Consider the following 19,805-nt stretch of genomic DNA (forward strand, 5'->3'; position numbering starts at 1 on the left):
GGATTAGATGTAAAGCGGGCCCTGTTGTCGATATAGGGACGCCGCGCGGATTCTCAAGCCCCGGCGCGGGCGGAATGTGGCGGGACGCGCGCGCATCAGTCCGATTGGACAGGTCTCAGCCATAGGCCGGCGAAATCGGTCCAGCCGTTTTCGCTCATTTGCAGGCCGGCCAGCTGGGGGCTGGCCTGATGGCCCTGGCGCTCATGCGATAGCGGCAGCACCCAGCCCTCGGCGCACAGCCAGTCGCCGATGGCGGCGTAACCGGCCATCCGCTGTTGGGTGTCCGGCTGGCGCTGGATGTCCCGCAATTGCGCGTTCAGCCGCGCCTGAGCCGCTGCGCCCAGGCCGCGCTGCAACGGTTGCCGGGTGCCCAGCCATTCGTGGCAGCTGTAGTCGCGATCGTCGTGCAAGACCTCGCTGCACAACATCAGATCGGCCTGCCGCCACCAGTCCTGATCGTGAAAAAAGGCGCGCCGGCTGAGGGCGTGGATCTCCAGGTCGATGGACAGGCCGGCCAGGCGCTGGCGGATGGCGGCGGCCAGCGGCGGAAAGCAGGGCAGGTCGTAATGGAACAGGCGCAGGCAGGCGCGGTCCAGCCGGGGGCGGCGCTCGGCCCGCGGCAAGGGATGTCGCCAGCCCGGCAGCAGGCCGGCCGCCGGCGTCTGCAGAACGTCGTTGGCCTGAACCAGCGCGGGCTCGGCCAGCCAGCGCATCAGCGGAGCGCGCTCGCTGTCCGGCAAGGCCGGGTTCAGCAGCAAATAGGTGCAGGCCGATTGCAGCGTGCCGTTGGCGTCGTCGTTGGCGTAATCCAGGCGCAGGTGGAAGTCCTGGCCGTCGTCGCCGGAGGGAATGAACCAGAGCTCGATCTCGTCCAGCAGCGCCCGCTCGCGGTAATGGGCGGCGAAGGCGGCCAGGCTCAGCCGCTGCTCGCTGTGGCGCAGCGCCCGGAACGGACCGCTGCCCACCGGCAGGCGTTCGAAGTCGGCGCCGCGCCGTAAGGGGACGATGGAGCTGTTGGCGGTGGCCAGCCGCTGCGGCCATAGAAAATCTCCGTCGTCCAAGCGGCAGCTGAAGGACAGCGGATCGTGGACCTCGACCGCGCTCAGGTGGCGGTATTGCCGCTGATAAGGATTGTCGGATTCGCGCAGTCGCAGCAGGCTGGCGGCCGCGGCGTCGGCCTGCAAGGGCGAGCCGTCGTGGAATTGCAGGCCGGGGCGCAGCCAGAAGCGCCAGCGCTTGGCCGCGGCGTCGCTTTCCCAGTGATGGGCCAGGCCGCCCTGCAGGCTTTGCAGCGCGCGGTCGAAACGGCATAGCCGGTCGAATATCTGCCGGACCAGATGGGATTCCAGCCGGCCGCTGACGGTGACCGGGTCCAGGCTCAGCGGCGCATGCGGTATCGGGATGCGCAGGCAGCGGCCTTGCGCGGCGCTGCCCAGGTATTGCGGCAGCGCGCTCAGCAATTGTTCGCGCCGCTGCGGCGGCAATTGGGCGAAGGCCTGCTCCAGCTTGCCGTCGCGCAGCAAGCGCTGCAGACGCTGCCATTCCAGCTGTTCCGGCGGGCAGAGCAGGCTTAGCCGCGATTTGCGGCCGCGCCCCCGGCCCGGCTCCCAGGCCAGCCAGCCGCGCTCGCGCATCTTGGCCAGCTGCAGCCGGGCGTTGCGCTCGCTGCAGTCCCACAGCGCGCACAGCTCGGCCAGCCCCGGCTGGGCGGGCTGCCGGCCGGCGTAGGCCTGGTGCAGCGCCTGATATTGTCGTTCCAGCTTCATGCTCGTTTCCGGTTGAGGACTAGGCTAAAAGCGGAAGCAATTTGTTTGGTTCGCATCCATTTTTACATTCCGCTTTTAGCAGGATACTGGGGGCACTTCCTGTTTGCATAGGCCTTGGCATGATTGGCGAAAAAGAAATCCAGGTGCGTTGGCTGCTGGCCGGCTCCTGGTTGTTGACGATGAGCCGGGCGGTGATCGCGCCGCTGCTGGTGCTGACCCTGGGGCGGCAACTGAGCTTGAGCGGCGAGCAGACCGGCCTGCTGCTGGGCGGCGTCTTGCTGCTGTCCGCCTTGATGGGCTTGTACGGCGGCCATTTGCTGGATCGTTGGCCGCGGCGGCCGGTGCTGCTGGGCGCCGCGGCCTTGATCGCGTTGAACTATCTGGTGCTGCCGCTGAGCCAGCAGCTGTGGTGGAGCGCGCTGGCGCTGGCGCTCAGCGAGATCGGCCAGGCGGTGCACAGCATCGCGATCAAGGCCATGATCAGCGATTTGCTGCCGCCGGAGCGGCGCGGCAAGGCCTTTTCCCTGCGTTACACCCTGGCCAATGTCGGCTGGGCGCTGGGGCCCTTGCTGTGCAGCCTGCTGTTGGCTTGGGACGGGAACTGGCCGTTCTGGTGCGCGATCGCGCTGGCCGCGGCCGGCGGAGCGGCGACGCCGCGCGGCCCTTGCGCGCCCAGCCGGGAGGCCGGCGCGCCTGCGCCGGGCTTTTTGGCGACGCTGGGCCGTTTGCGGCAAGACCGGGTGCTGGTCTTGTTCACCCTGAGTTGCGCCTTGGCCAACTTGGTGTACGCGCGTTTTTCCAGCTATCTGCCCCTGTATCTGATGCAGAGCTTGCCGGAGGCCGAGGTGCTGCGTTGGATGTCGGCGCTGATCAGCTGCAATGCGGTCGGCGTGATCTTGCTGCAATACCCGCTGGGCCGGCGGATAGGCGACGCCGGCTTGATGAAGGCCATCGGCGCCGGCTTTCTGCTGCTGGGGCTGGGCACCTTGGGCTTGGGCTGGGTCCCCGGCGGGCTGCTGGGCATGTGCGCGGCGATGCTGGTGTTCACCGTGGGTGAGATCGTGCTGGTGCCGGCCGAATACCTGTACATAGACGCGATCGCGCCGGAGGACTGCAAGGGCGTCTACTACGGCGCGCAGAATCTGGCCAGTCTGGGCGGAGCGCTGGGGCCGATGCTGGCCGGCTGGATGCTGGCCCGCGCGTCCGGCGGGACTTTATTCGCGGCGATGGCGAGTTTGTGCGCGCTGGCCTGGTGGCTGGCGCTGCGCGGCGAGGCCTTGCGGCAGGCCCGGGGCGGCGGCGTGTGGCAGGCTTCGGCCTTGAAGACCTGAGAACCTGTTCAAAGTCTGCTGCGCTTCGTGAAGCGTTGCACGGTGAGTACAAGCTCAAAATGCTCATGTACCACGTGTACATTCCGCTTTTTCGCTCGTTTTCGCCTTGTCTCGCTCTTGCTCGCGAGACTTTGAACAGGCTCTGAGAACTTGTTTACGATCTGCTACGCGTCGGCGATACGGTGTTGAAAACGTCTTCAGAATGCTCATTACCACCCGTACATTCCGCTTCTTCAGCCGTGTCCGCCTTGTCTCGCTCTGGCTCGATAGACTTTGAACAGGTTCTGACGCAGGCGGGCTTTCTCTTTGGCGGCTTTTTTGTCATGATCAAGCGCTTGTTTGAATTGTCGCGCAGACGACGAAGCAGACGCCGATACGAGGAGAAGGCATGGAAAAGCGCCAGCAGGACCGCTTTGTCGCGGTGGGCGGCGAGCAGCTGTATCTGAAACGCATTTATTGCCGCGAGGACGGCCCGCCGGTGCTGTTGTTGCACGGGGTGATGGCCAACGGCCGCACTTTTTACAGCGATTCCGGCAGAGGGCTGGCTCATTACCTGGCCGAGGCCGGCTACGATGTGTTCGTCGCCGATCTGCGGGGCCGCGGCCGCAGCCTGCCCAAGATCAGCCGCGCCTCGCGCCACGGGCAGACCGAGACCATCTGCGAGGATTTGCCGGCGCTGCATCGCCACATCCGCGAACTCAAGAACGGCGCGCCGCTGCATTGGATGGCTCATTCCTGGGGCGGCGTGCACATGTCCAGCTGCCTGATCCGCTTTCCCGAGCTGGCTGAGCAAGTGGCCAGCCTGGTTTACTTCGGCAGCAAGCGCAGCGTGCGGGTGCGCAATCTGAACAAGCTGGTGGAGGTGGACTTCATGTGGAATATCGCCTCGCGGGTCTTGATCCGCCTGTTCGGCTATCTGCCGGCGCGGCGCATCCGGCTGGGGGCGGACGACGAGAGCGACAAGAGCCATCTGCAAAGCAAGCTGTGGGCGCAGCCCAAGCCCTGGGTGGACAGCGACGACGGCTTCGATTACGGCGCCGCCGCCCAAGGCGCCCGTTTGCCGCCGGCCCTGTACTTCGCCGCCGGCCACGATCCCTGCCGCGGCCATCCGGAGGACGTGCGCCGCTTCCGCGACGAATCCGGCCCGCACCTGTCGCGGCTGCGCCTGCTGTCCCGGCGCGTCGGCCATCTGCACGATTACAACCATTTGTCATTATTGACCCATCCTGATGCCATCCGGGACCATTTCCCGCTGGTATTGGCATGGCTGCATGGTGAGTATGATCAGGTCAGCGAAAATTACTGATAAATGACATTTTCCTTGGCGCGCGGCTGTGGTAGAAATCGCGCCTGGGAGAATGAACCATGACACAAGACTTTGAAGTTTCGCCCTATTTGCTAGGGCCCGTTATCGACAACCTTGCCGAACAGGGCTGGGTCGTAGACCGCAGCCTGTTCTCTGCCGAAGACATCCGCCTGCTGCGCGAGGAATGCCTCGTCCACTGGCAGCAGGGCAAGTTCCATGAAGCCGCCGTCGGGCGCGCCGCGCAGCAAAACCGCCGCAGCGAAATCCGTTCCGACTCGGTGCTGTGGCTGGAGCCGGACAATGCCGATTCCGCCGCATCCTTGTATTTCTCCAAGCTGGACGCCGTCCGCCAGGAGGTCAACCAGGCCTTCTACATGGGGCTGGAGGACTTGGAGTCCCACTTCGCCGTGTACCCGCAGGGCGCTTTCTATAAAAAACACCTGGACCGCTTCCGCGACGACGACGCGCGCGCGCTGACCGCGGTGCTCTACCTGAACGACGACTGGCCGGCCGACGCCGGCGGCGAGATGCGGCTTTATCTGGACGAGGACGGCGAGCGCCATGTCGACGTCCGGCCGGAGGCCGGCACCCTGGCGCTGTTTTTGTCCGACCGCTTCTGGCACGAGGTGTTGCCGGCCGGCCGGCAGCGTTTGTCCATCACCGGCTGGTTTCGCCGCCGCATGGCGACGGCGGCCGGCTGGTAGGCCGACGGCTCGTGCTAGAATCTTCGCCAAGGATTCCGCATACAAAGGACAGTGAAGATGTCAGGCAATACCATGGGGTTGTTGTTCACGGTGACTTCCTTCGGCGAAAGCCACGGCCCGGCCATTGGCTGCGTGGTGGACGGCTGCCCGCCGGGGCTGGAGATCAGCGAAGCCGACATCCAGGCGGAGCTGGACCGGCGCAAGCCCGGCACCAGCCGCCACGTCACCCAGCGCCGCGAGCCGGACGCGGTGGAAATCCTGTCCGGCGTGTACGAGGGCAAGACCACCGGCACGCCGATCGCGCTGCTGATCCGCAACACCGATCAGCGCAGCAAGGACTACGGCAATATCGCCGACACCTTCCGTCCCGGCCATGCGGATTACTGCTATTGGCATAAGTACGGCATCCGCGATCCGCGCGGCGGCGGCCGTTCCTCCGCTCGCGAAACCGCGGTGCGGGTGGCCGCCGGCGCCATCGCCAAGAAATGGCTGCATCAGCGCTACGGCATCGTCATCCGCGGCCACATGAGCCAGATCGGCGAAATCGCCATCCCGTTCAAGGGCTGGGAGCATGTGCCCGGCAACCCCTTCTTCGCCGCCGATCCCGAGGTGGTGCCGCAGCTGGAAAGCTATATGGACAGCGTGCGCAAGAGCCTGGACTCCATCGGCGCGCGGCTGCGGGTGGTGGCTGAAAACGTGCCGGTGGGCTGGGGCGAGCCGGTGTTCGACCGGCTGGACGCCGACATCGCCCACGCGATGATGAGCATCAACGCGGTCAAGGGCGTGGAGATCGGCGCCGGCTTCGGCTGCGTGACCCAGCGCGGCAGCGAGCACGGCGACGAACTGACGCCGCAGGGCTTCGCCAGCAATCACGCCGGCGGCGTGCTCGGCGGCATTTCCACCGGCCAGGACATCGAAGTGTCCATCGCCATCAAGCCGACGTCCTCCATCGCCCAGCCGCGCCGCTCCATAGACAAGCAGGGCCAGCCGCTGACCATGGAAACCCACGGCCGCCACGATCCTTGCGTCGGCATCCGCGCCACGCCGATCGCCGAGGCGATGCTGGCGCTGGTGTTGATCGACCACGCCTTGCGCTATCGCGCGCAATGCGGCGATGTTTCGGTAGATACTCCCAGAATTGCCGGCCGAATCGGCTAGACTGTAAACCGTAAGCCGGGACGACGCCGGCATATCCGGTAGGATGGAACATGCTGAAAAATCTGATCAGCGGCCTGACCGGCCGTATGAAGAAATCTTCGGACTCCTCCAGCGACGAACAGGTCGTGCCCGCGCCGTTCACCGAGCTGGCGCACGACTCGCCGGCCAGCCGGCAGCTGGAAAACGCGCCGCCGCTGGATTTGCCGCCCACCCTGGGCTTTGTTTCGCATCAGCCGGTGATGGACAGGCTGCAAAGGGTGGTGGCTTACGATTTCTTCGTGCGCCAGGGCAAGCGCAATATCGCCGCCGGCAAGCAGCAAGAGTTCGACAGGCTGATGCTCAGCACGCTGCAGAATATGGACATCTTCCGCTTGCTGGCTTTCCGCCGCGCCTTTGTCCATATCTCCATCGACACCCTGGACGAGCCTATGTTGTCGAATATGCCGGCCAGCAGCGTGATCTTCGTGCTGGAGCCGTCGCAGACCGGTTCGGTGTCCGAGGAGATGATCCGGCAGCTGGACGCGCTCAAGCAAAAAGCGATGCGCTTCGCGCTGGAGCCGGCCGGCTACGATCCGGGCAGCCTGCCGGCGCACCTGCAGAACGATTTGTTCAGCCGCATGGACTTCATGATCCTGGACTTCGACGCGCCGTCCGGCAAGGTGCTGGAGCCCATTCTGGATCAACTGCCCAAGCGTTATCCCACTGTGCGCTGGATGGCGCGCAACGTCGGCACCGCCGAGGATCTGGACGTCTGTCTGCGCGGGCCGGGGCATAATCGTTTCGCCTTGTTCCACGGCCCCTTCATCGCCACCGTGCGCGCGCTGGAGGGCGGCAAGGTGGACGCCAGCCAGACCCGGGTGCTGCAAATCATGCGCATGTTGCGCGCCAATGCCGAAGCCGCCGAGATCGAGACCCAGTTCAAGCTGGACTCGGTGCTGCTGTTCAAACTGCTGCGTTTCATGAATTCGCCGGTGCACGGTTTGTCGCGCAAGGTGCAAACCATAGAGGAAACCCTGCTGCTGCTGGGCCGGGAAACCTTGTTCAAGTGGCTGTCCATGCTGTTGTTCACCGCGCGCAAGGACGACGGCACCGCGGTGTCGCTGCTGGAAAAGTCGCTGATCCGCGCCCGCCTGCTGGAGCGCATGGGCAGCTATCGCGGCAACCGGGTGGAGGCCGAACATCTGTTCCTCACCGGCATGTTCTCCATGCTGGACGTTTTGCTCGGGGTGCCGTTTCCCGATGTGCTGGACCCGCTGGAGCTGGCCTCGCCGGTGCGCGAGGCGGTGGTGGAGCGCCGCGGCATGTTCGCGCCCTTCCTGGCGATGGCGCTGGCCTGCGAGCAGGGCGACACCGAGCAGATTGAAGCCTTGGCCAAGGTGCTGGATTTCGAGGTGGAATTGGTCAACCAGTACTATATGGACGCCGCGGTGTGGGCGCAGGTGGTCTTGCGCGACAGCGAAGTCCACAACAATGTGGAGGCGGTTTGAGGGCCTGTTCCAAATCAGGCATGACGGCGCGCTGACAGCAAACAGGCCGCATCCTCGGATGCGGCCTGTTTGCTTTCCTGTGCTTGTTTATTGGCCGTTGCCGGCCGGAGCCTGTCCCTGAGCGGCCGCATCGTCGGCGCCCGGCGCCGCGCGGCGGTCTCCCGGCGGTTCCCCATGGGGCGCGCCGGAAGGCGCATTGCCGGGGGCCGCGCCATGTTGCGGGCCGCCGTTGGCGTTGCCGGGAGCATGACCGCCGCCCTGTGGGCCGCCGTCATGGTTGCCGCCGCCTCCGGAGCCACCGCCGGCGCCGCCTCCCTCATGTCCGCCGCCGCCGGAACCTCCGCCGCCGCCCTCGTGTCCACCGCCACCGCCGCCAGCCTGGCTGAGCAGCGGCCCGTGGGCAGGCGAGACGGACCAGGCGGGGGAGGAAAGGGCGCCGAGCGCGTAAAGCAGCGCCGCCAGCAATGTCAGACGTTTCATGGAATGGCCTCCTTGAGCGATGGCCGACCCGCCGCGACGGCGGCGCTGATGAGGGCCAGACGCTTCAGCATAGCCGCCAAGGGGCGATGACGCCGGCCGCTCAAGGAGACGCCGCCGGGCGTCAGCCGCCTTTCAAGCCCAGCGCGTAGCGTATCGCTTCGCGTTTCAGCGGGCCGGCGTGGTTGGCCACGCGCATCCCCAGCTTGCGCGCCAGCCGCAGCGGGGCGATATCGTTGCCGAAGCCGTAGCAGAAGGCGTCCATCGCGGTCTGCATCGCCAGATTGGCCGGCTTGCGCGCGCGCTGGTAGCGTTGCAGCGCGTCGACGGCGGCGAAGTCCCGGCCTTGGGCCGCGGCTTCCCGTATCACCTCGGCCAGCTTGGCCGCGTCCTGGAAGCCCAGGTTCACGCCCTGGCCGGCCAAGGGGTGGATGGTGTGGGCGGCGTCGCCCACCAGGGCCACGCCGTCCTTGACGTAGCGCTGCGCGTGGCGGCGGGTCAGCGCGAAGCTGCCCTTGGCCACGATGCGGCGGATCGCGCCCAGCTTGCGGGGGAAGGCGGCGTGAAAGGCCGCGGCCAGCTCGGCCTCGTCCAGCGCCAGCAGCCGCTGGACGTCCGGCGGACGGTGATACCAGACCAGCGAGCCGTATTCGCCGGTCAGCGGCAAAAAGGCTTGCGGGCCGGTGGGGGTGAAGCGTTGCCAGGTGATGTCCTGCTGCGTTTGCTCTTGCTCGCAGCAAGCCACCAGCGCGTGCATGGGATAGTCCCAACTGGTGACGCCGATGCCGGCGGCGTCGCGCACCGACGAGCGCGCGCCGTCGGCGGCGATCAGCAAGCGGGCGCTCAATTGACGGCCGTCTTCCAGCTCCACGCGGGAGGCGAAGGGCTGGTAGGCGATGCGGCGGATGGCGGCCGGGGCCAGATAGTCGACGTCGGCGCATTGGCGCAGGGCCTGGGTGGCGGCCAGTTGCACCACCCGGTTTTCCACGATGTGGCCGAGCGCGGCCTCGCCGGCCTCCTCGGCGGTGAACAGCGTGCCGTCGGCTTCTTCGCCCTCCCACACCTGCATGCGCAGATAGGGGGCCGCGCGCATCGCCAGCACCGCGTCCCAGGCGCCGATGCGCTGCAGAAAGCGCGCCGAGGCCGGACTGATCGCCGAAACCCGCAGATCCGGCGGCTGGGCCGCGTCGAACGGGGCGGGCGGCGCTTGCTCCAGCACCGCAATGCTCAGGCCGTGGCCGGACAGCGCGGCGGCCAGCGCCGAGCCCACCATGCCGCCGCCGACGATGAGAATATCGCTGTATTGCATAAATCCCTTTCCAATCGTTTGCCCGCGCCTTTCGCCGAGCGCCGGGTCGCGCGCCAGCATAGCCCAGGGGAGGCGCCGCGCGTCTTGGCCTGGATCAAGCCGTTTGCGGTTCCGCCGCCAGCAGCGCGCGCAGCCGCGGCACCACGTGCTGGACGAAGATCTCGTTCTTGCGCGGCAGCGGGTGACGGTAAGGGTAGACCAGGAAGGCCGGCCAGCAATCGTGGCTCCAGCCCGGCAGCACCGGCACCAACTGGCCGGTGGCGAGAAAGCTGCTGGCCACGTAATGGGGCAGCAGCGCCAGTCCGCAGCCGGCCACCGCGCCGGACACCAGCGGCGAATACTGATTGCAGCTGAGCACCGGCCGCACCGGCATGCGCACATAGACGCCGTCCTTCTCCAGCGCCCATTCCACCGCCTCGCTGGGCGCCTTGCTGGAATCGTAGAGCACGCGGTGCAGGCACAGGTCTTCCGGGTGTTCCAGCCTGGGCGCCTGGGCCAGGTAGCCGGGCGAGGCGTAGACGGTTTCGCGCATGAAGCCCAGCGGTTTGGCCACCAGTCCGTCGTCGTAGACATTGCGCGTGCGCACGCAAAAATCCAGCCCTTCCGCCACCGGGTCTTGCAGCCGGTTCTCCACTTGCAGCTGCATCTCCAGCCCCGGGTATTGATTGGACAGCTCGGACAGGATGGGGACCAGCAGGAACTGGGCGAAGGCGGACGCGGAGCTGATCACCAGCGGCCCTTCCACGCAATCCTGCACATTGCCGACGTCGCCGCGCACCCGGTCCAGCATCTCGCGCAGCTGGCGCGCGTGCACGGCCAGCCGCTGGCCGGCCTCGGTCAGCGCCACGCGCCGAGTATTGCGCAGCACCAGCACCGCGCCCAGCTCCAGCTCCAGTTGCTTGACCAATTGGCTGACGCGGCTTTTGGCGCAGCCGAGCGCGTCGGCCGCCGCGGTGAAACTGCCGTGGCGGGCCAGCGCGTCGAAGGCCAGCAGAGCATCCGGAGAGGGAGGGTGGTTTGTTTTCATTTCAGAACAGTGTGTGGATATTTCACGGATTTTATTGTATGCGCATGTAGATTAGCATGCTTGCGTGATCAATAGCAGAACAATTGGAGCGCATCATGGCATTGGGAGCCTGGGGGGCGTGGAGTCGATTCTGGGGGCGGCTGGGCCGTTTGTGGTGGCAGGGCATGCAAGCCCACACGCGGCGGGCGTTGCGCGATGAAACGGAGGCGCTGGAGCGGGCGAGGTGCGCGGCGTCGAACGGAGGGCGGCAGTGCGCCAATCCGGTGGATTGCGCGCGGAACCGACGGGTGTTTCATTGACCGTGATGTCGAATCGAGGAGAAACGAAAATGCAGGATACCAGAGCGGTAGTGACAGGGTTTTTGAAGGAGGTGCGTTCCGGACGCAATCCGGACGCGGCCGGCGATTATCTGGCGCCCAAGGTATTGGCGCATCAATTGGTGGCGGAGTCGCCGCATACGCTGGAGCGCAGCCCGGCCGACTACGCCGCCCATGTGCGGGACTTTCTGCGCGACTACGGGGCCTTTGAACTGAGGGTGGACGAATTGCTGGTGGACGGAGACAAGGCTTACGCGCGCTGGACCCAGTTGGGACATGACCTGGCCGGCCTGGACGGCCGCCCGCCCAGCGGCGAGCCGCTGCGCCAGATCGGCAGCGCCTGCTACCGGGTGGCGAATGGCCGCATTGTCGAGTACTGGATACAAAGCAGCTGAGCCGCCGGCGCCGTTTGCATGTTGAACGGCGTTAATTTAACTTATTGTCATTTTTTTGGGCTAATTACCGGTCAATTAATATCGTCTTTCAGTTTTATCAAACATAGCCGATATTGCATAAATATAATGACCGCCAAGATGACAATAAGGAGTGGTAAATGGGGATGCTTGGACGCAAGCGCCGACTGGCGCTTTGTCTCTTGTTGTTGACGGCCCAGGCTTGGGCGGAGGAGGCGGCGCCGGCCGAAGGGTCTCAGCCCAAGACGGTGATCAAGCTGCCGCTGAAGTTGAAGCCGGCGGCGCCGGAAGCCCACAAGGCGGAGCCGGCCAAGCCGGCCGCGCCGGCGGCGGAACACAAGACCGAGGCCAAGCCCGCCGCCAAGGCGGAGGCCAAAGCGGAGGCCAAGCCGGAGGCGAAGCACGCGGAAGCCAAACCGGCGGAGGCCAAGCCCGCTGAAGCCAAACACGCCGAGGCCAAACCGCCGGAGAAAATGGAACCGGCGGTGAAGATGGCGCCGCCGCCGGCGGCCAAAAATTTGAGCGAACCCAGTCCGGAAGTGCACGCGCCGGTGAAAAAGCGCCGCGTGGTCAAGCCCAAGCGCAAGGCGGTTGCTGCCGAGCACGGCGACGCGCACGCCGGCGCGCATTTGGCCTCCGAGGCCCAGCAAGTGCGCGGCGTGGTGGAGACCATAGTCGAAGCCAACGCCCGCTATATGAAGGCGCACGACAAAGCCTATTTTGAGCGCTTCGCCGAGCATCAGAGCCCGCGCGCCACCGTGGTGACTTGCTCGGATTCCCGGGTGCAAACCAATGCCTTCCACGGCGACGCGGTCAACGATCTGTTCATGGTGCGGGACATCGGCAATCAATTGGCCACCGCCGAGGGTTCGGTCGAATACGGGGTGAGACATTTGCATACCCCCTTGCTGATCATCATCGGCCATGCCGCCTGCGGCGCGATCAAGGCCGCCTCCGGCGACTACGGCGGGCTGGAGCCGGCAATCCGCAAAGAGCTGTCCACCATCGACATTCCCAAGGGCATAGACCCCACCAACGGCGCGCTGCTGAACGTCAACAATCAGGTGGAAACCGCGATCATGACCTACGCCGGCGAGGTGGAGGCGGGCAAGCTGGCGGTGCTGGGCGCGTTCTACGACTTCCGCAACGATCTGAAGCAAGGCTACGGCAAGCTGGTGATCACCAATCTGAACGGCGAGACCGATCCGGCCAAGATCCGCGAAATGAGCCGCGCCGGCCAGTTCTTCAAATACAGTTTCATGAAATAGCGGCGCGCCGCATTTCCGCTTCGCCCATGGCCGCCGACAGGCGGCCATTCTATTTGCGCGGCGTCGGCGCGGTAGCGTCGCCGTTACAGCCGATGCGCGCGCTTTTCCTCTCATGATTCCGGTTGTGACATTTTTTCTCCGCTTAATCCGTATTTGTTTGGCAATGCGCAAAAACGAATATCGTTTTTTCGCTTAGCATGGACTTATTGATGCCGCCGCTATGGTTTCGCGTTTGCGGGCGACAGGGTTTTTCGGTGTTGAAAGCGTATCGCTGTAATGCGCTTGCTACAAAAAAGTTTTGAAGCGATGAGAATGGGCGGTGAATGGACAATATTATTGTCTAGATTTTATTTTCATAAATGAAAGTAAAATGTCACTAATTAGTCATTCTCTCGCTGCGACAGGTTTAACTGTTTGGGAGACTTGAAATGACCGTTGGCAATGAACTGGAACTGGACGCGCTGGTGGCGCGGGTGAAAAAGGCGCAGGCCGCGTTTGCCGGCTTCAGCCAGGAGCAGGTGGACCACATCTTCCGCTCCGCGGCGCTGGCCGCCGCGGACGCGCGGATACCGCTGGCCAAGATGGCGGTGGCGGAAACCGGCATGGGCGTGCTGGAGGACAAGGTGATCAAAAACCACTTCGCCTCCGAATACATCTACAACAAGTACAAGGACGATAAAACCTGCGGCGTGCTGGCCGAGGACGACACCTTCGGCACCATCACCATCGCCGAGCCCATCGGTCTGATCTGCGGCATCGTGCCCACCACCAATCCCACTTCCACCGCCATCTTCAAGGCGCTGATCTCCTTGAAAACGCGCAACGGCATCATTTTCTCGCCGCATCCGCGCGCCAAGCGTTCCACTTGCGAGGCGGCGCGGCTGGTGTTGCAGGCGGCGGTGGCGGCCGGCGCGCCGCCGGACATCATAGGCTGGATAGACGAGCCCTCGGTGGCGCTGTCCAATCAGCTGATGCACCACCCTGACCTCAATCTGATCCTGGCCACCGGCGGGCCGGGCATGGTGCGCGCCGCCTATTCTTCCGGCAAGCCCGCCATCGGCGTGGGCGCCGGCAACACCCCGGCGGTGATAGACGAGACTGCCGACATCAAGCGCGCCGTCGCCTCCATTCTGATGTCCAAGACTTTCGACAACGGCGTGGTCTGCGCGTCCGAGCAGTCCGTCATCATCGTCGATGAAATCTACGAGGCGGTGCGCGAGCGCTTCGCCAAGCACGGCGGCTACATCCTGTCCAAGCGCGAAGCGGAGGCGGTGCGCAAGGTGATTCTGCAGGACGGCAGCCTCAACGCCGCCATCGTCGGCCAGAGCGCGGCCAAGATCGCCGCGATGGCCGGCATCGAAGCGCCGCCGGCCACCAAGGTGCTGATCGGCGAAGTCAGCGATGTGTCCGCCGCCGAGGCCTTTGCGCATGAAAAGCTGTCGCCGACGCTGGCGATGTACCGCGCCGGCGATTTCATCGACGCCTGCGACAAGGCCGCGGCGCTGGTGGCGATGGGCGGCATCGGCCACACCTCGGCGCTGTACACCGACCAGGATCTGCAAGGCGAGCGCATCCGCTACTTCGGCGACAAGATGAAGACCGCGCGCATCCTGATCAATACGCCGTCGTCCCAAGGCGGCATCGGCGACCTCTACAACTTCAGCCTGGCGCCGTCGCTGACGCTGGGCTGCGGCTCCTGGGGCGGCAACTCGATCTCGGAGAACGTCGGCCCCAAGCACCTGATCAACAAGAAAACCGTGGCCAAGAGGGCGGAGAACATGTTGTGGCATAAGCTGCCCAAGTCGATTTACTTCCGCCGCGGCTGCCTGCCGGTGGCCTTGGAGGATCTGTCCGGCAAACGCCGCTGTCTGATCGTCACCGGCCAGTATCTGTTCGACAACGGCTTCGTCGACGAGCCCATCCGCCTGCTGAAGAAAATGGGTCTGGAGGTGGAAGTGTTCTTCGAGGTGCCGGCCGATCCCACGCTGGCGGTGGTGCGCAAGGGCGCGGACCTGGCCCACGCCTTCAAGCCGGACGTGATCATGGCCTTGGGCGGCGGTTCGCCCATGGACGCGGCCAAGATCATCTGGGTGATGTACGAACACCCGGAAGTGCATTTCGAAGACCTGGCGCTGCGCTTCATGGACATCCGCAAACGGATTTACCAGTTCCCCAAACTGGGGCGCAAGGCGGAGTTGGTGGCCGTGCCCACCACCTCCGGCACCGGTTCGGAAGTGACGCCGTTCGCCGTGGTCACCGACGAGAACACCGGGGTCAAATACCCGATCGCCGACTACGAGCTGACGCCGAACATGGCGATTGTCGACGCCAATCTGGTGATGAATATGCCCAAGTCGCTGACCGCCTTCGGCGGCATCGACGCGGTGACCCACGCGCTGGAGGCCTACGCCTCGGTGATGGCCAACGAGTATTCCGACCCTCAGGCCTTGCAGGCCTTGAAGATGCTCAAGGACTATCTGCCGTCCGCCTACCGCAACGGCGCCGGAGACCCCAAGGCGCGCGAGCAGGTGCACAATGCCGCCACCATCGCCGGCATCGCCTTCGCCAACGCCTTCCTCGGCGTCTGCCACTCGATGGCGCACAAGATAGGCGCCGAGTTCGGCCTGGCCCACGGTCTGGCCAACGCGCTCTTGATCAGCAATGTGATCCGCTACAACGCGGCCGACGTGCCGACCAAGCAGACCGCCTTCAGCCAGTACGACCGGCCCAAGAGCGTGGCGCGCTACGCTGAAATCTCCCGCCACCTGGGCCTGGAAGCCAGCCGCGACCACGAGCGGGTGGAGAAGCTGATCGAGTGGGTGGACGAGCTCAAGCGCACACTGGACATTCCGGCGTCCATCCAGGCCGCCGGCGTGGCCGAGGCGGACTTCCTGGCCAAGGTGGACTTGCTGGCGGAAGCCGCCTTTGACGACCAGTGCACCGGCGCCAACCCGCGCTATCCGCTGATCAGCGAATTGAAGCAGCTGCTGTTGGACAGCTATTACGGCCGCGCCTACAAGGAAAGCTGGGAGCGCGAAGCCGGCGCCGAAGCCAAGCCGGAAGCGCGCCCGGCCAAGGGCAAGCTCAAGGCGGTGTGAGTCCCGCCGCCGTCCGCCAAGCCGCCGCGCCTCAGCCCGGCGGCTTTTTCACGGCGCGGCTCAGTATTTGAAATAACCTATGGTCTGCGCCAGCTCCACCGCCTGCTCGCTCATGCCGCGCGCGGTGGCGGTCAGCTGTTCCGACGCCGCGGCGTTGGCCTGCATGGAACGGCTGATTTCGCTGACGCCCTGATTGATCTGCTCCACCCGCTGCGCCTGCTGGTTGGAGGACTGATTGATTTCCTGCACGAAGCTGGCGGTGCTCTGTATCGTCGGCAACATCTGATTGAACAGTTCGCCCGCGTGTTCGGCGCGGCGCACGCTGCTTTGCGTCAGCTGGCTGATTTCCTTGGCCGCCTGCTGGCTGCGCGCCGCCAGCTTGCGCACTTCGCCGGCCACCACTGCGAAGCCGCGGCCGTGTTCGCCGGCGCGCGCCGCCTCGATCGCCGCGTTCAGCGCCAGCAGATTGGTCTGGTAGGCGATGTCGTCGATGATCAGCACCTTGTTGGCGATGTCCCACATCGCGGCGATGGTCTCGTCCACCGCCTGGCCGCCGGCCGCCGCGTGCCTGCTGCTGTCGCTGGCCATCTGATCCGTGGTGCGGGCGTCGTCCCGGTTCTTCCACACGAAGGCGGAAATCTGTTCCAGGCTGGCGCTGTTCTTGTCGATGTTGTTGGCCTGCTCCGACGCTTGCTGGCTCAGGGTGTCCACCGCCTGGCTGATCTGGCGCGCGGCGTTGGCCAGGTCCGAGGAAAAAGCGTCGATATGCGCCAGAATGCCGGCCAGCTTGGCGACCAGCCGGCGAGTGGATTCGGCCAGATCGCCCAGTTCGTCCTGGCTGGCGTAGCGCGGCGGCGCGGTCAGATCGCCGTCGGCGATGGCGTGCAGCGCCTGGCTCACCTCGCGGATGGGCCGGTGCAGCAGGCGGCGCACCAGCAGGGACAGCACCAGGACGGTGACCAGGTCCAGCAGCAGGATTTCCGCCGTCACCCGCCACAGCACCGCGCGCAGTTTCTCGCGGATTTCTTCCGTGGACACTTGCAGGCTCAGCTTGCCGACGACGCGCGCGGTCGCGCCGTCGTGAAAGACCACGGCGCGTTCGCGCGTCAGGTCCGCGTCCGGCGCCGGAGCGGCGCCGCGCAGCAGCGAGCCGTCGGCCTCGCGGCGGTAGCCGGCGAAGGGAACGCCGTTGGCGTCGCGGACGAACACGCCGCGGAGCGCGTGTTTGCCCATCTCAGCCTCCAGCACCCGCAAGCCTTGGGCGCTGTCGAAATTCCACATGGGTCCGGCCAGATTCGCCGCCAGCCGCGCGCTGATCGCGGCGATTTCTCCGTCCAGTTCCTGACGCAGTTCCTGTTGGGTGCGCCAATAGTCCAGCGCGCCGAAGGCCGCCAGCAGGGCGGACATGATGAGCATGAAGGCCAGGTTGAGCTTCAGGCTGATGCTGTGGTGCCGCATGGGTGCATGCTCCCGGCTCGATAAACCGATTCAACGCTTTATTGATAGCACCTGTCGGCTTGGGCCGGGCCGCCGGATGCCGGCGGCGGAAACGGCGGCGGGGCTTGCGTTAAATCCTTATGGCATTAAGCGGGGACGCTTGATCACAAAGCGTCGCGTTTATGCCTTTTGCGCGCATGTATATTCTGAAACATGACATGACAAGGGTCTTGAGGTAATCTCGACCCCCATGTGTTATGGGCCATAACGACAATCCAAAGCCATAGCACCGGCGGCGGCGCTGCCGTTTACCTGTTCAAAGTTTGCTGCGCTTCGTGAAAGCCGGCGCGGCGAGTACCGCTGCGAAACGCCGATGTGCCTTGTGCGCCGTCCGCTTTCTCAGCCGTTTTCGCCTTGTCTCGCTCTTGCACGCGACGCTTTGAACAGGCCTTAAGCGCCAAGGCCACAACCCTTACGCAATACAAAGACAGTTAAAGGAGCAACTATGCAACCTGCTCAAGATACCCTGCACCGGGGTTTGGAAGAGCGGCATATCAACCTCATGGCCTTGGGCGCCACCATCGGCGTCGGCCTGTTTCTGGGATCGGCCACCGCCATCAAGATGGCCGGCCCCGCCATCATGCTGGCTTACGCCCTGGGCGGTTTCGCCATCTTCCTCATCATGCGCGCGCTGGGCGAAATGGCCATCCACAATCCGGTGGCCGGCTCATTCAGCCGCTACGCGCTGGATTACCTCGGCCCCTTGGCCGGCTACCTGACCGGCTGGAATTACTGGTTTCTGTGGCTGGTGACCTGCATGGCGGAAATCACCGCCGTCGGCGTCTATATGGGCATCTGGTTCCCGGACATTCCGGCCTGGTACTGGGCGCTGGCCGCGCTGGTGGCCATGGGCGGCGTCAACTTCATCGCGGTCAAGGCTTATGGCGAATTCGAGTTCTGGTTCGCGCTGATCAAGATCGTCACCATCGTGCTGATGATCATCGGCGGCCTGGGCATGATCGTGTTCGGCCTGGGACACGGCGGCGTGGCCACCGGCATCTCCAATCTGTGGAGCCACGGCGGCTTCATGCCCAACGGCTTTGGCGGCGTGCTGATGTCGCTGCAAATGGTGATGTTCGCCTACCTGGGCGTGGAAATGCTGGGCCTGACCGCTGGCGAAGCCAAGAACCCGAAGAAAGCGCTGGCCCGCGCCGTGGATTCGGTGTTCTGGCGCATCCTGATTTTCTACATCGGCGCGCTGTTCGTGATCCTGGCGATTTATCCGTGGAACGAGCTGGGCACCCGCGGCAGCCCCTTCGTGCTCACTTTCGAGCAGCTGGGCATCCCCGCCGCCGCCGGCATCATCAACTTCGTGGTGCTCACCGCCGCGCTGTCCTCGTGCAATAGCGGCATTTTCAGCACCGGCCGCATGTTGTACAACCTGGCCCAGCAACAGCAGGCGCTGCCCATCTTCGCCAAAGTGTCGCGTCAGGGCGTGCCGGTGTTCGCCTTGCTGATGTCGGTGTTCGCGCTGTTGGTGGGCGTGCTGCTCAACTATCTGGCGCCCAAGGAAGTGTTCACCTGGCTGACCGCGATCTCCACCTTCGGCGCGATCTGGACCTGGGTGATCATCCTGCTGGCCCAGCTGCGCTTCCGCCGCACCTTGAGCCGCGAGCAGCTGGCGGCGCTGGCCTACAAGATGCCGTTATGGCCGTATGGCTCCTACATCGCCATGGGCTTCCTGATCCTGGTGGTGGGCTTGATGGCCTATTTCCCGGATACCCGCATCGCCTTGATCATCGGCCCGGGTTGGCTGGCCTTCCTGGTGGTGGCCTATTATCTGTTGGGCTACAACAAGCGCAGCGCCGAGGAAGTGGCGCGGCTGGCGCAGAACGCTCGCTGAGCGCGCGCCGCCGTCTTGTCAGCCCGCTCTTTTGGAGCGGGCTTTTTTGCGTCTTAACGCGGCAGCCAGCTGCCGCTCAACGAGTAATCGCCGGCTTGCTGCCGCGTGGGGCCGCTGAGCGGATGGGCCGGCGGCGGCGCGTGCTGCCCGCAGTCGCTCTGGCCGAAGCAGCGCGGCAGCGGGTTGAAGCCGGGGCAGCCCGGCGGCGGGTTGACGCCGACGCAATGCTGCATTTGCTCTCTTTGCCGCCGCTCCAGCAGGCTGGGGCTGCGTATTTCGGCCTTGACCGAGAAATCCGGACCGGCGTCCAGGTTCTTCAATTGCACCGCGCCCTTGTACTTGAGCGCTTTATCGGTTTTGTCCTTCGCCTTCATCGACGGCTTGGCGCGCGTCTCCCAAGGGTCTTTGACGGCGAAGTCGTAAGAAGGCAGAGGCGCCGCCGCCAGGCTCGCGCTCAAGGCGGCCAGCGACAGCAATAGGGCGTGTCTACACTGCATGATGGATCTTTGTCCTGCGGTGGCAATGCCGCTGGCGCCCGGCTGCTGCCAGGCAGGGAGGGGCGCGCGGAATGCTCTTGTTGGGGGAATTGGCTGGCGCGGCCGTGGCCGCGGTGGCTGAACGCCGCTCCTGTAAATTTCAATGGGAGCGGGCGGATGCTTTTTATAACATTAAAGTTTTTCAGCTGGCAATAAGATGCAATGACAGGCGAAGCGGCGCGCGGCTTAATCAGCAGGCCGCGGCTTAGAACCTGTTTACGATCTCGCGAGCTAAGGCGAGGCAAGGCGAAAACGGCTGAGAAAGCGG

15 protein-coding genes are annotated in these 19,805 nt (G+C 65.0%); 9 read left to right on the plus strand and 6 right to left on the minus strand.

Features of this window, described 5'->3' with window-relative positions; all coding sequences use genetic code 11:
• Nucleotides 1–95: 95 nt before the first annotated feature.
• Nucleotides 96–1,766, minus strand: a complete 1,671-nt coding sequence (locus tag NK214_RS04270) for an SgrR family transcriptional regulator (RefSeq protein WP_253313822.1) — start codon at nucleotides 1,764–1,766, stop codon at nucleotides 96–98.
• 119 nt (nucleotides 1,767–1,885) lie between these two features.
• On the opposite strand from NK214_RS04270, the gene NK214_RS04275 reads away from it, so the two are divergent.
• The 5 genes from NK214_RS04275 (at nucleotide 1,886) to NK214_RS04295 (ending at nucleotide 7,752) form a co-directional block, all read left to right on the plus strand.
• On the plus strand, nucleotides 1,886–3,097 hold the full coding sequence (locus tag NK214_RS04275; protein WP_107798195.1) for an MFS transporter: 1,212 nt from the start codon (nucleotides 1,886–1,888) through the stop codon (nucleotides 3,095–3,097).
• A 388-nt stretch (nucleotides 3,098–3,485) separates the two neighbouring features.
• Nucleotides 3,486–4,403 carry an alpha/beta fold hydrolase gene (locus NK214_RS04280; RefSeq protein WP_253313823.1) on the plus strand — a complete coding sequence of 306 codons (918 nt, stop codon included), beginning with the start codon at nucleotides 3,486–3,488 and terminating at the stop codon, nucleotides 4,401–4,403.
• A 59-nt stretch (nucleotides 4,404–4,462) separates the two neighbouring features.
• On the plus strand, nucleotides 4,463–5,107 hold the full coding sequence (locus NK214_RS04285) for a 2OG-Fe(II) oxygenase (protein ID WP_253313824.1): 645 nt from the start codon (nucleotides 4,463–4,465) through the stop codon (nucleotides 5,105–5,107).
• A 57-nt stretch (nucleotides 5,108–5,164) separates the two neighbouring features.
• Nucleotides 5,165–6,265 carry a chorismate synthase gene (gene aroC, locus NK214_RS04290; protein WP_253313825.1) on the plus strand — a complete coding sequence of 367 codons (1,101 nt, stop codon included), beginning with the start codon at nucleotides 5,165–5,167 and terminating at the stop codon, nucleotides 6,263–6,265.
• A 50-nt stretch (nucleotides 6,266–6,315) separates the two neighbouring features.
• Entirely contained in the window at nucleotides 6,316–7,752 is a 1,437-nt protein-coding gene (locus NK214_RS04295) for an EAL and HDOD domain-containing protein (RefSeq protein ID WP_107798199.1), read from the plus strand.
• An 87-nt stretch (nucleotides 7,753–7,839) separates the two neighbouring features.
• Here the strand turns inward: NK214_RS04295 and NK214_RS04300 are convergent, their stop codons facing one another.
• From NK214_RS04300 to NK214_RS04310, 3 genes are all read right to left on the minus strand, one after another.
• On the minus strand, nucleotides 7,840–8,232 hold the full coding sequence (locus tag NK214_RS04300; RefSeq protein ID WP_253313826.1) for a hypothetical protein: 393 nt from the start codon (nucleotides 8,230–8,232) through the stop codon (nucleotides 7,840–7,842).
• A gap of 121 nt (nucleotides 8,233–8,353) precedes the next feature.
• Nucleotides 8,354–9,538, minus strand: coding sequence for an FAD-dependent monooxygenase (locus tag NK214_RS04305; RefSeq protein WP_253313827.1), 1,185 nt, complete (start codon nucleotides 9,536–9,538; stop codon nucleotides 8,354–8,356).
• Nucleotides 9,539–9,632: 94 nt separating this feature from the next.
• A complete protein-coding gene (locus tag NK214_RS04310; protein WP_253313828.1) occupies nucleotides 9,633–10,565 on the minus strand; it encodes a LysR family transcriptional regulator in 933 nt (310 codons plus the stop codon).
• 328 nt (nucleotides 10,566–10,893) lie between these two features.
• Here NK214_RS04310 and NK214_RS04315 point away from each other — a divergent pair, with 328 nt between their 5' ends.
• The 3 genes from NK214_RS04315 (at nucleotide 10,894) to adhE (ending at nucleotide 15,661) form a co-directional block, all read left to right on the plus strand.
• Entirely contained in the window at nucleotides 10,894–11,277 is a 384-nt protein-coding gene (locus tag NK214_RS04315) for an ester cyclase (RefSeq protein ID WP_107798202.1), read from the plus strand.
• A 158-nt stretch (nucleotides 11,278–11,435) separates the two neighbouring features.
• Nucleotides 11,436–12,563, plus strand: coding sequence for a carbonic anhydrase (locus NK214_RS04320; RefSeq protein ID WP_233246641.1), 1,128 nt, complete (start codon nucleotides 11,436–11,438; stop codon nucleotides 12,561–12,563).
• A 428-nt stretch (nucleotides 12,564–12,991) separates the two neighbouring features.
• Nucleotides 12,992–15,661, plus strand: coding sequence for a bifunctional acetaldehyde-CoA/alcohol dehydrogenase (adhE, locus tag NK214_RS04325; protein ID WP_253313829.1), 2,670 nt, complete (start codon nucleotides 12,992–12,994; stop codon nucleotides 15,659–15,661).
• Nucleotides 15,662–15,721: 60 nt separating this feature from the next.
• On the opposite strand, the gene NK214_RS04330 is transcribed toward adhE, so the two are convergent.
• On the minus strand, nucleotides 15,722–17,119 hold the full coding sequence (locus NK214_RS04330; protein WP_235084316.1) for a methyl-accepting chemotaxis protein: 1,398 nt from the start codon (nucleotides 17,117–17,119) through the stop codon (nucleotides 15,722–15,724).
• 484 nt (nucleotides 17,120–17,603) lie between these two features.
• On the opposite strand from NK214_RS04330, the gene NK214_RS04335 reads away from it, so the two are divergent.
• The gene (locus tag NK214_RS04335; protein ID WP_227107016.1) at nucleotides 17,604–19,001 is read left to right on the plus strand and encodes an amino acid permease; all 1,398 of its coding nucleotides are present in this window, start codon (nucleotides 17,604–17,606) and stop codon (nucleotides 18,999–19,001) included.
• Nucleotides 19,002–19,054: 53 nt separating this feature from the next.
• Here the strand turns inward: NK214_RS04335 and NK214_RS04340 are convergent, their stop codons facing one another.
• The gene (locus NK214_RS04340; RefSeq protein ID WP_227107018.1) at nucleotides 19,055–19,498 is read right to left on the minus strand and encodes a hypothetical protein; all 444 of its coding nucleotides are present in this window, start codon (nucleotides 19,496–19,498) and stop codon (nucleotides 19,055–19,057) included.
• Nucleotides 19,499–19,805 lie beyond the last annotated feature (307 nt).

Origin of the sequence: Chromobacterium sp. S0633 (genome assembly GCF_024158805.1) — a bacterium.
Classification (GTDB): Bacteria; Pseudomonadota; Gammaproteobacteria; order Burkholderiales; family Chromobacteriaceae; genus Chromobacterium.

Excerpts from the sequence above, each read along its gene's own strand:
- NK214_RS04275 (WP_107798195.1), top strand. The coding sequence starts at position 1,886 with ATGATTGGCGAAAAAGAAATCCAGGTGCGTTGGCTGCTGGCCGGCTCC.
- NK214_RS04335 (WP_227107016.1), top strand. The coding sequence starts at position 17,604 with ATGCAACCTGCTCAAGATACCCTGCACCGGGGTTTGGAAGAGCGGCAT.
- NK214_RS04310 (WP_253313828.1), bottom strand. The coding sequence starts at position 10,565 with ATGAAAACAAACCACCCTCCCTCTCCGGATGCTCTGCTGGCCTTCGAC.
- aroC (WP_253313825.1), top strand. The coding sequence starts at position 5,165 with ATGTCAGGCAATACCATGGGGTTGTTGTTCACGGTGACTTCCTTCGGC.
- NK214_RS04340 (WP_227107018.1), bottom strand. The coding sequence starts at position 19,498 with ATGCAGTGTAGACACGCCCTATTGCTGTCGCTGGCCGCCTTGAGCGCG.
- NK214_RS04270 (WP_253313822.1), bottom strand. The coding sequence starts at position 1,766 with ATGAAGCTGGAACGACAATATCAGGCGCTGCACCAGGCCTACGCCGGC.
- NK214_RS04315 (WP_107798202.1), top strand. The coding sequence starts at position 10,894 with ATGCAGGATACCAGAGCGGTAGTGACAGGGTTTTTGAAGGAGGTGCGT.
- NK214_RS04295 (WP_107798199.1), top strand. The coding sequence starts at position 6,316 with ATGCTGAAAAATCTGATCAGCGGCCTGACCGGCCGTATGAAGAAATCT.
- NK214_RS04285 (WP_253313824.1), top strand. The coding sequence starts at position 4,463 with ATGACACAAGACTTTGAAGTTTCGCCCTATTTGCTAGGGCCCGTTATC.
- NK214_RS04320 (WP_233246641.1), top strand. The coding sequence starts at position 11,436 with ATGGGGATGCTTGGACGCAAGCGCCGACTGGCGCTTTGTCTCTTGTTG.
- NK214_RS04305 (WP_253313827.1), bottom strand. The coding sequence starts at position 9,538 with ATGCAATACAGCGATATTCTCATCGTCGGCGGCGGCATGGTGGGCTCG.
- NK214_RS04300 (WP_253313826.1), bottom strand. The coding sequence starts at position 8,232 with ATGAAACGTCTGACATTGCTGGCGGCGCTGCTTTACGCGCTCGGCGCC.
- NK214_RS04280 (WP_253313823.1), top strand. The coding sequence starts at position 3,486 with ATGGAAAAGCGCCAGCAGGACCGCTTTGTCGCGGTGGGCGGCGAGCAG.
- NK214_RS04330 (WP_235084316.1), bottom strand. The coding sequence starts at position 17,119 with ATGCGGCACCACAGCATCAGCCTGAAGCTCAACCTGGCCTTCATGCTC.
- adhE (WP_253313829.1), top strand. The coding sequence starts at position 12,992 with ATGACCGTTGGCAATGAACTGGAACTGGACGCGCTGGTGGCGCGGGTG.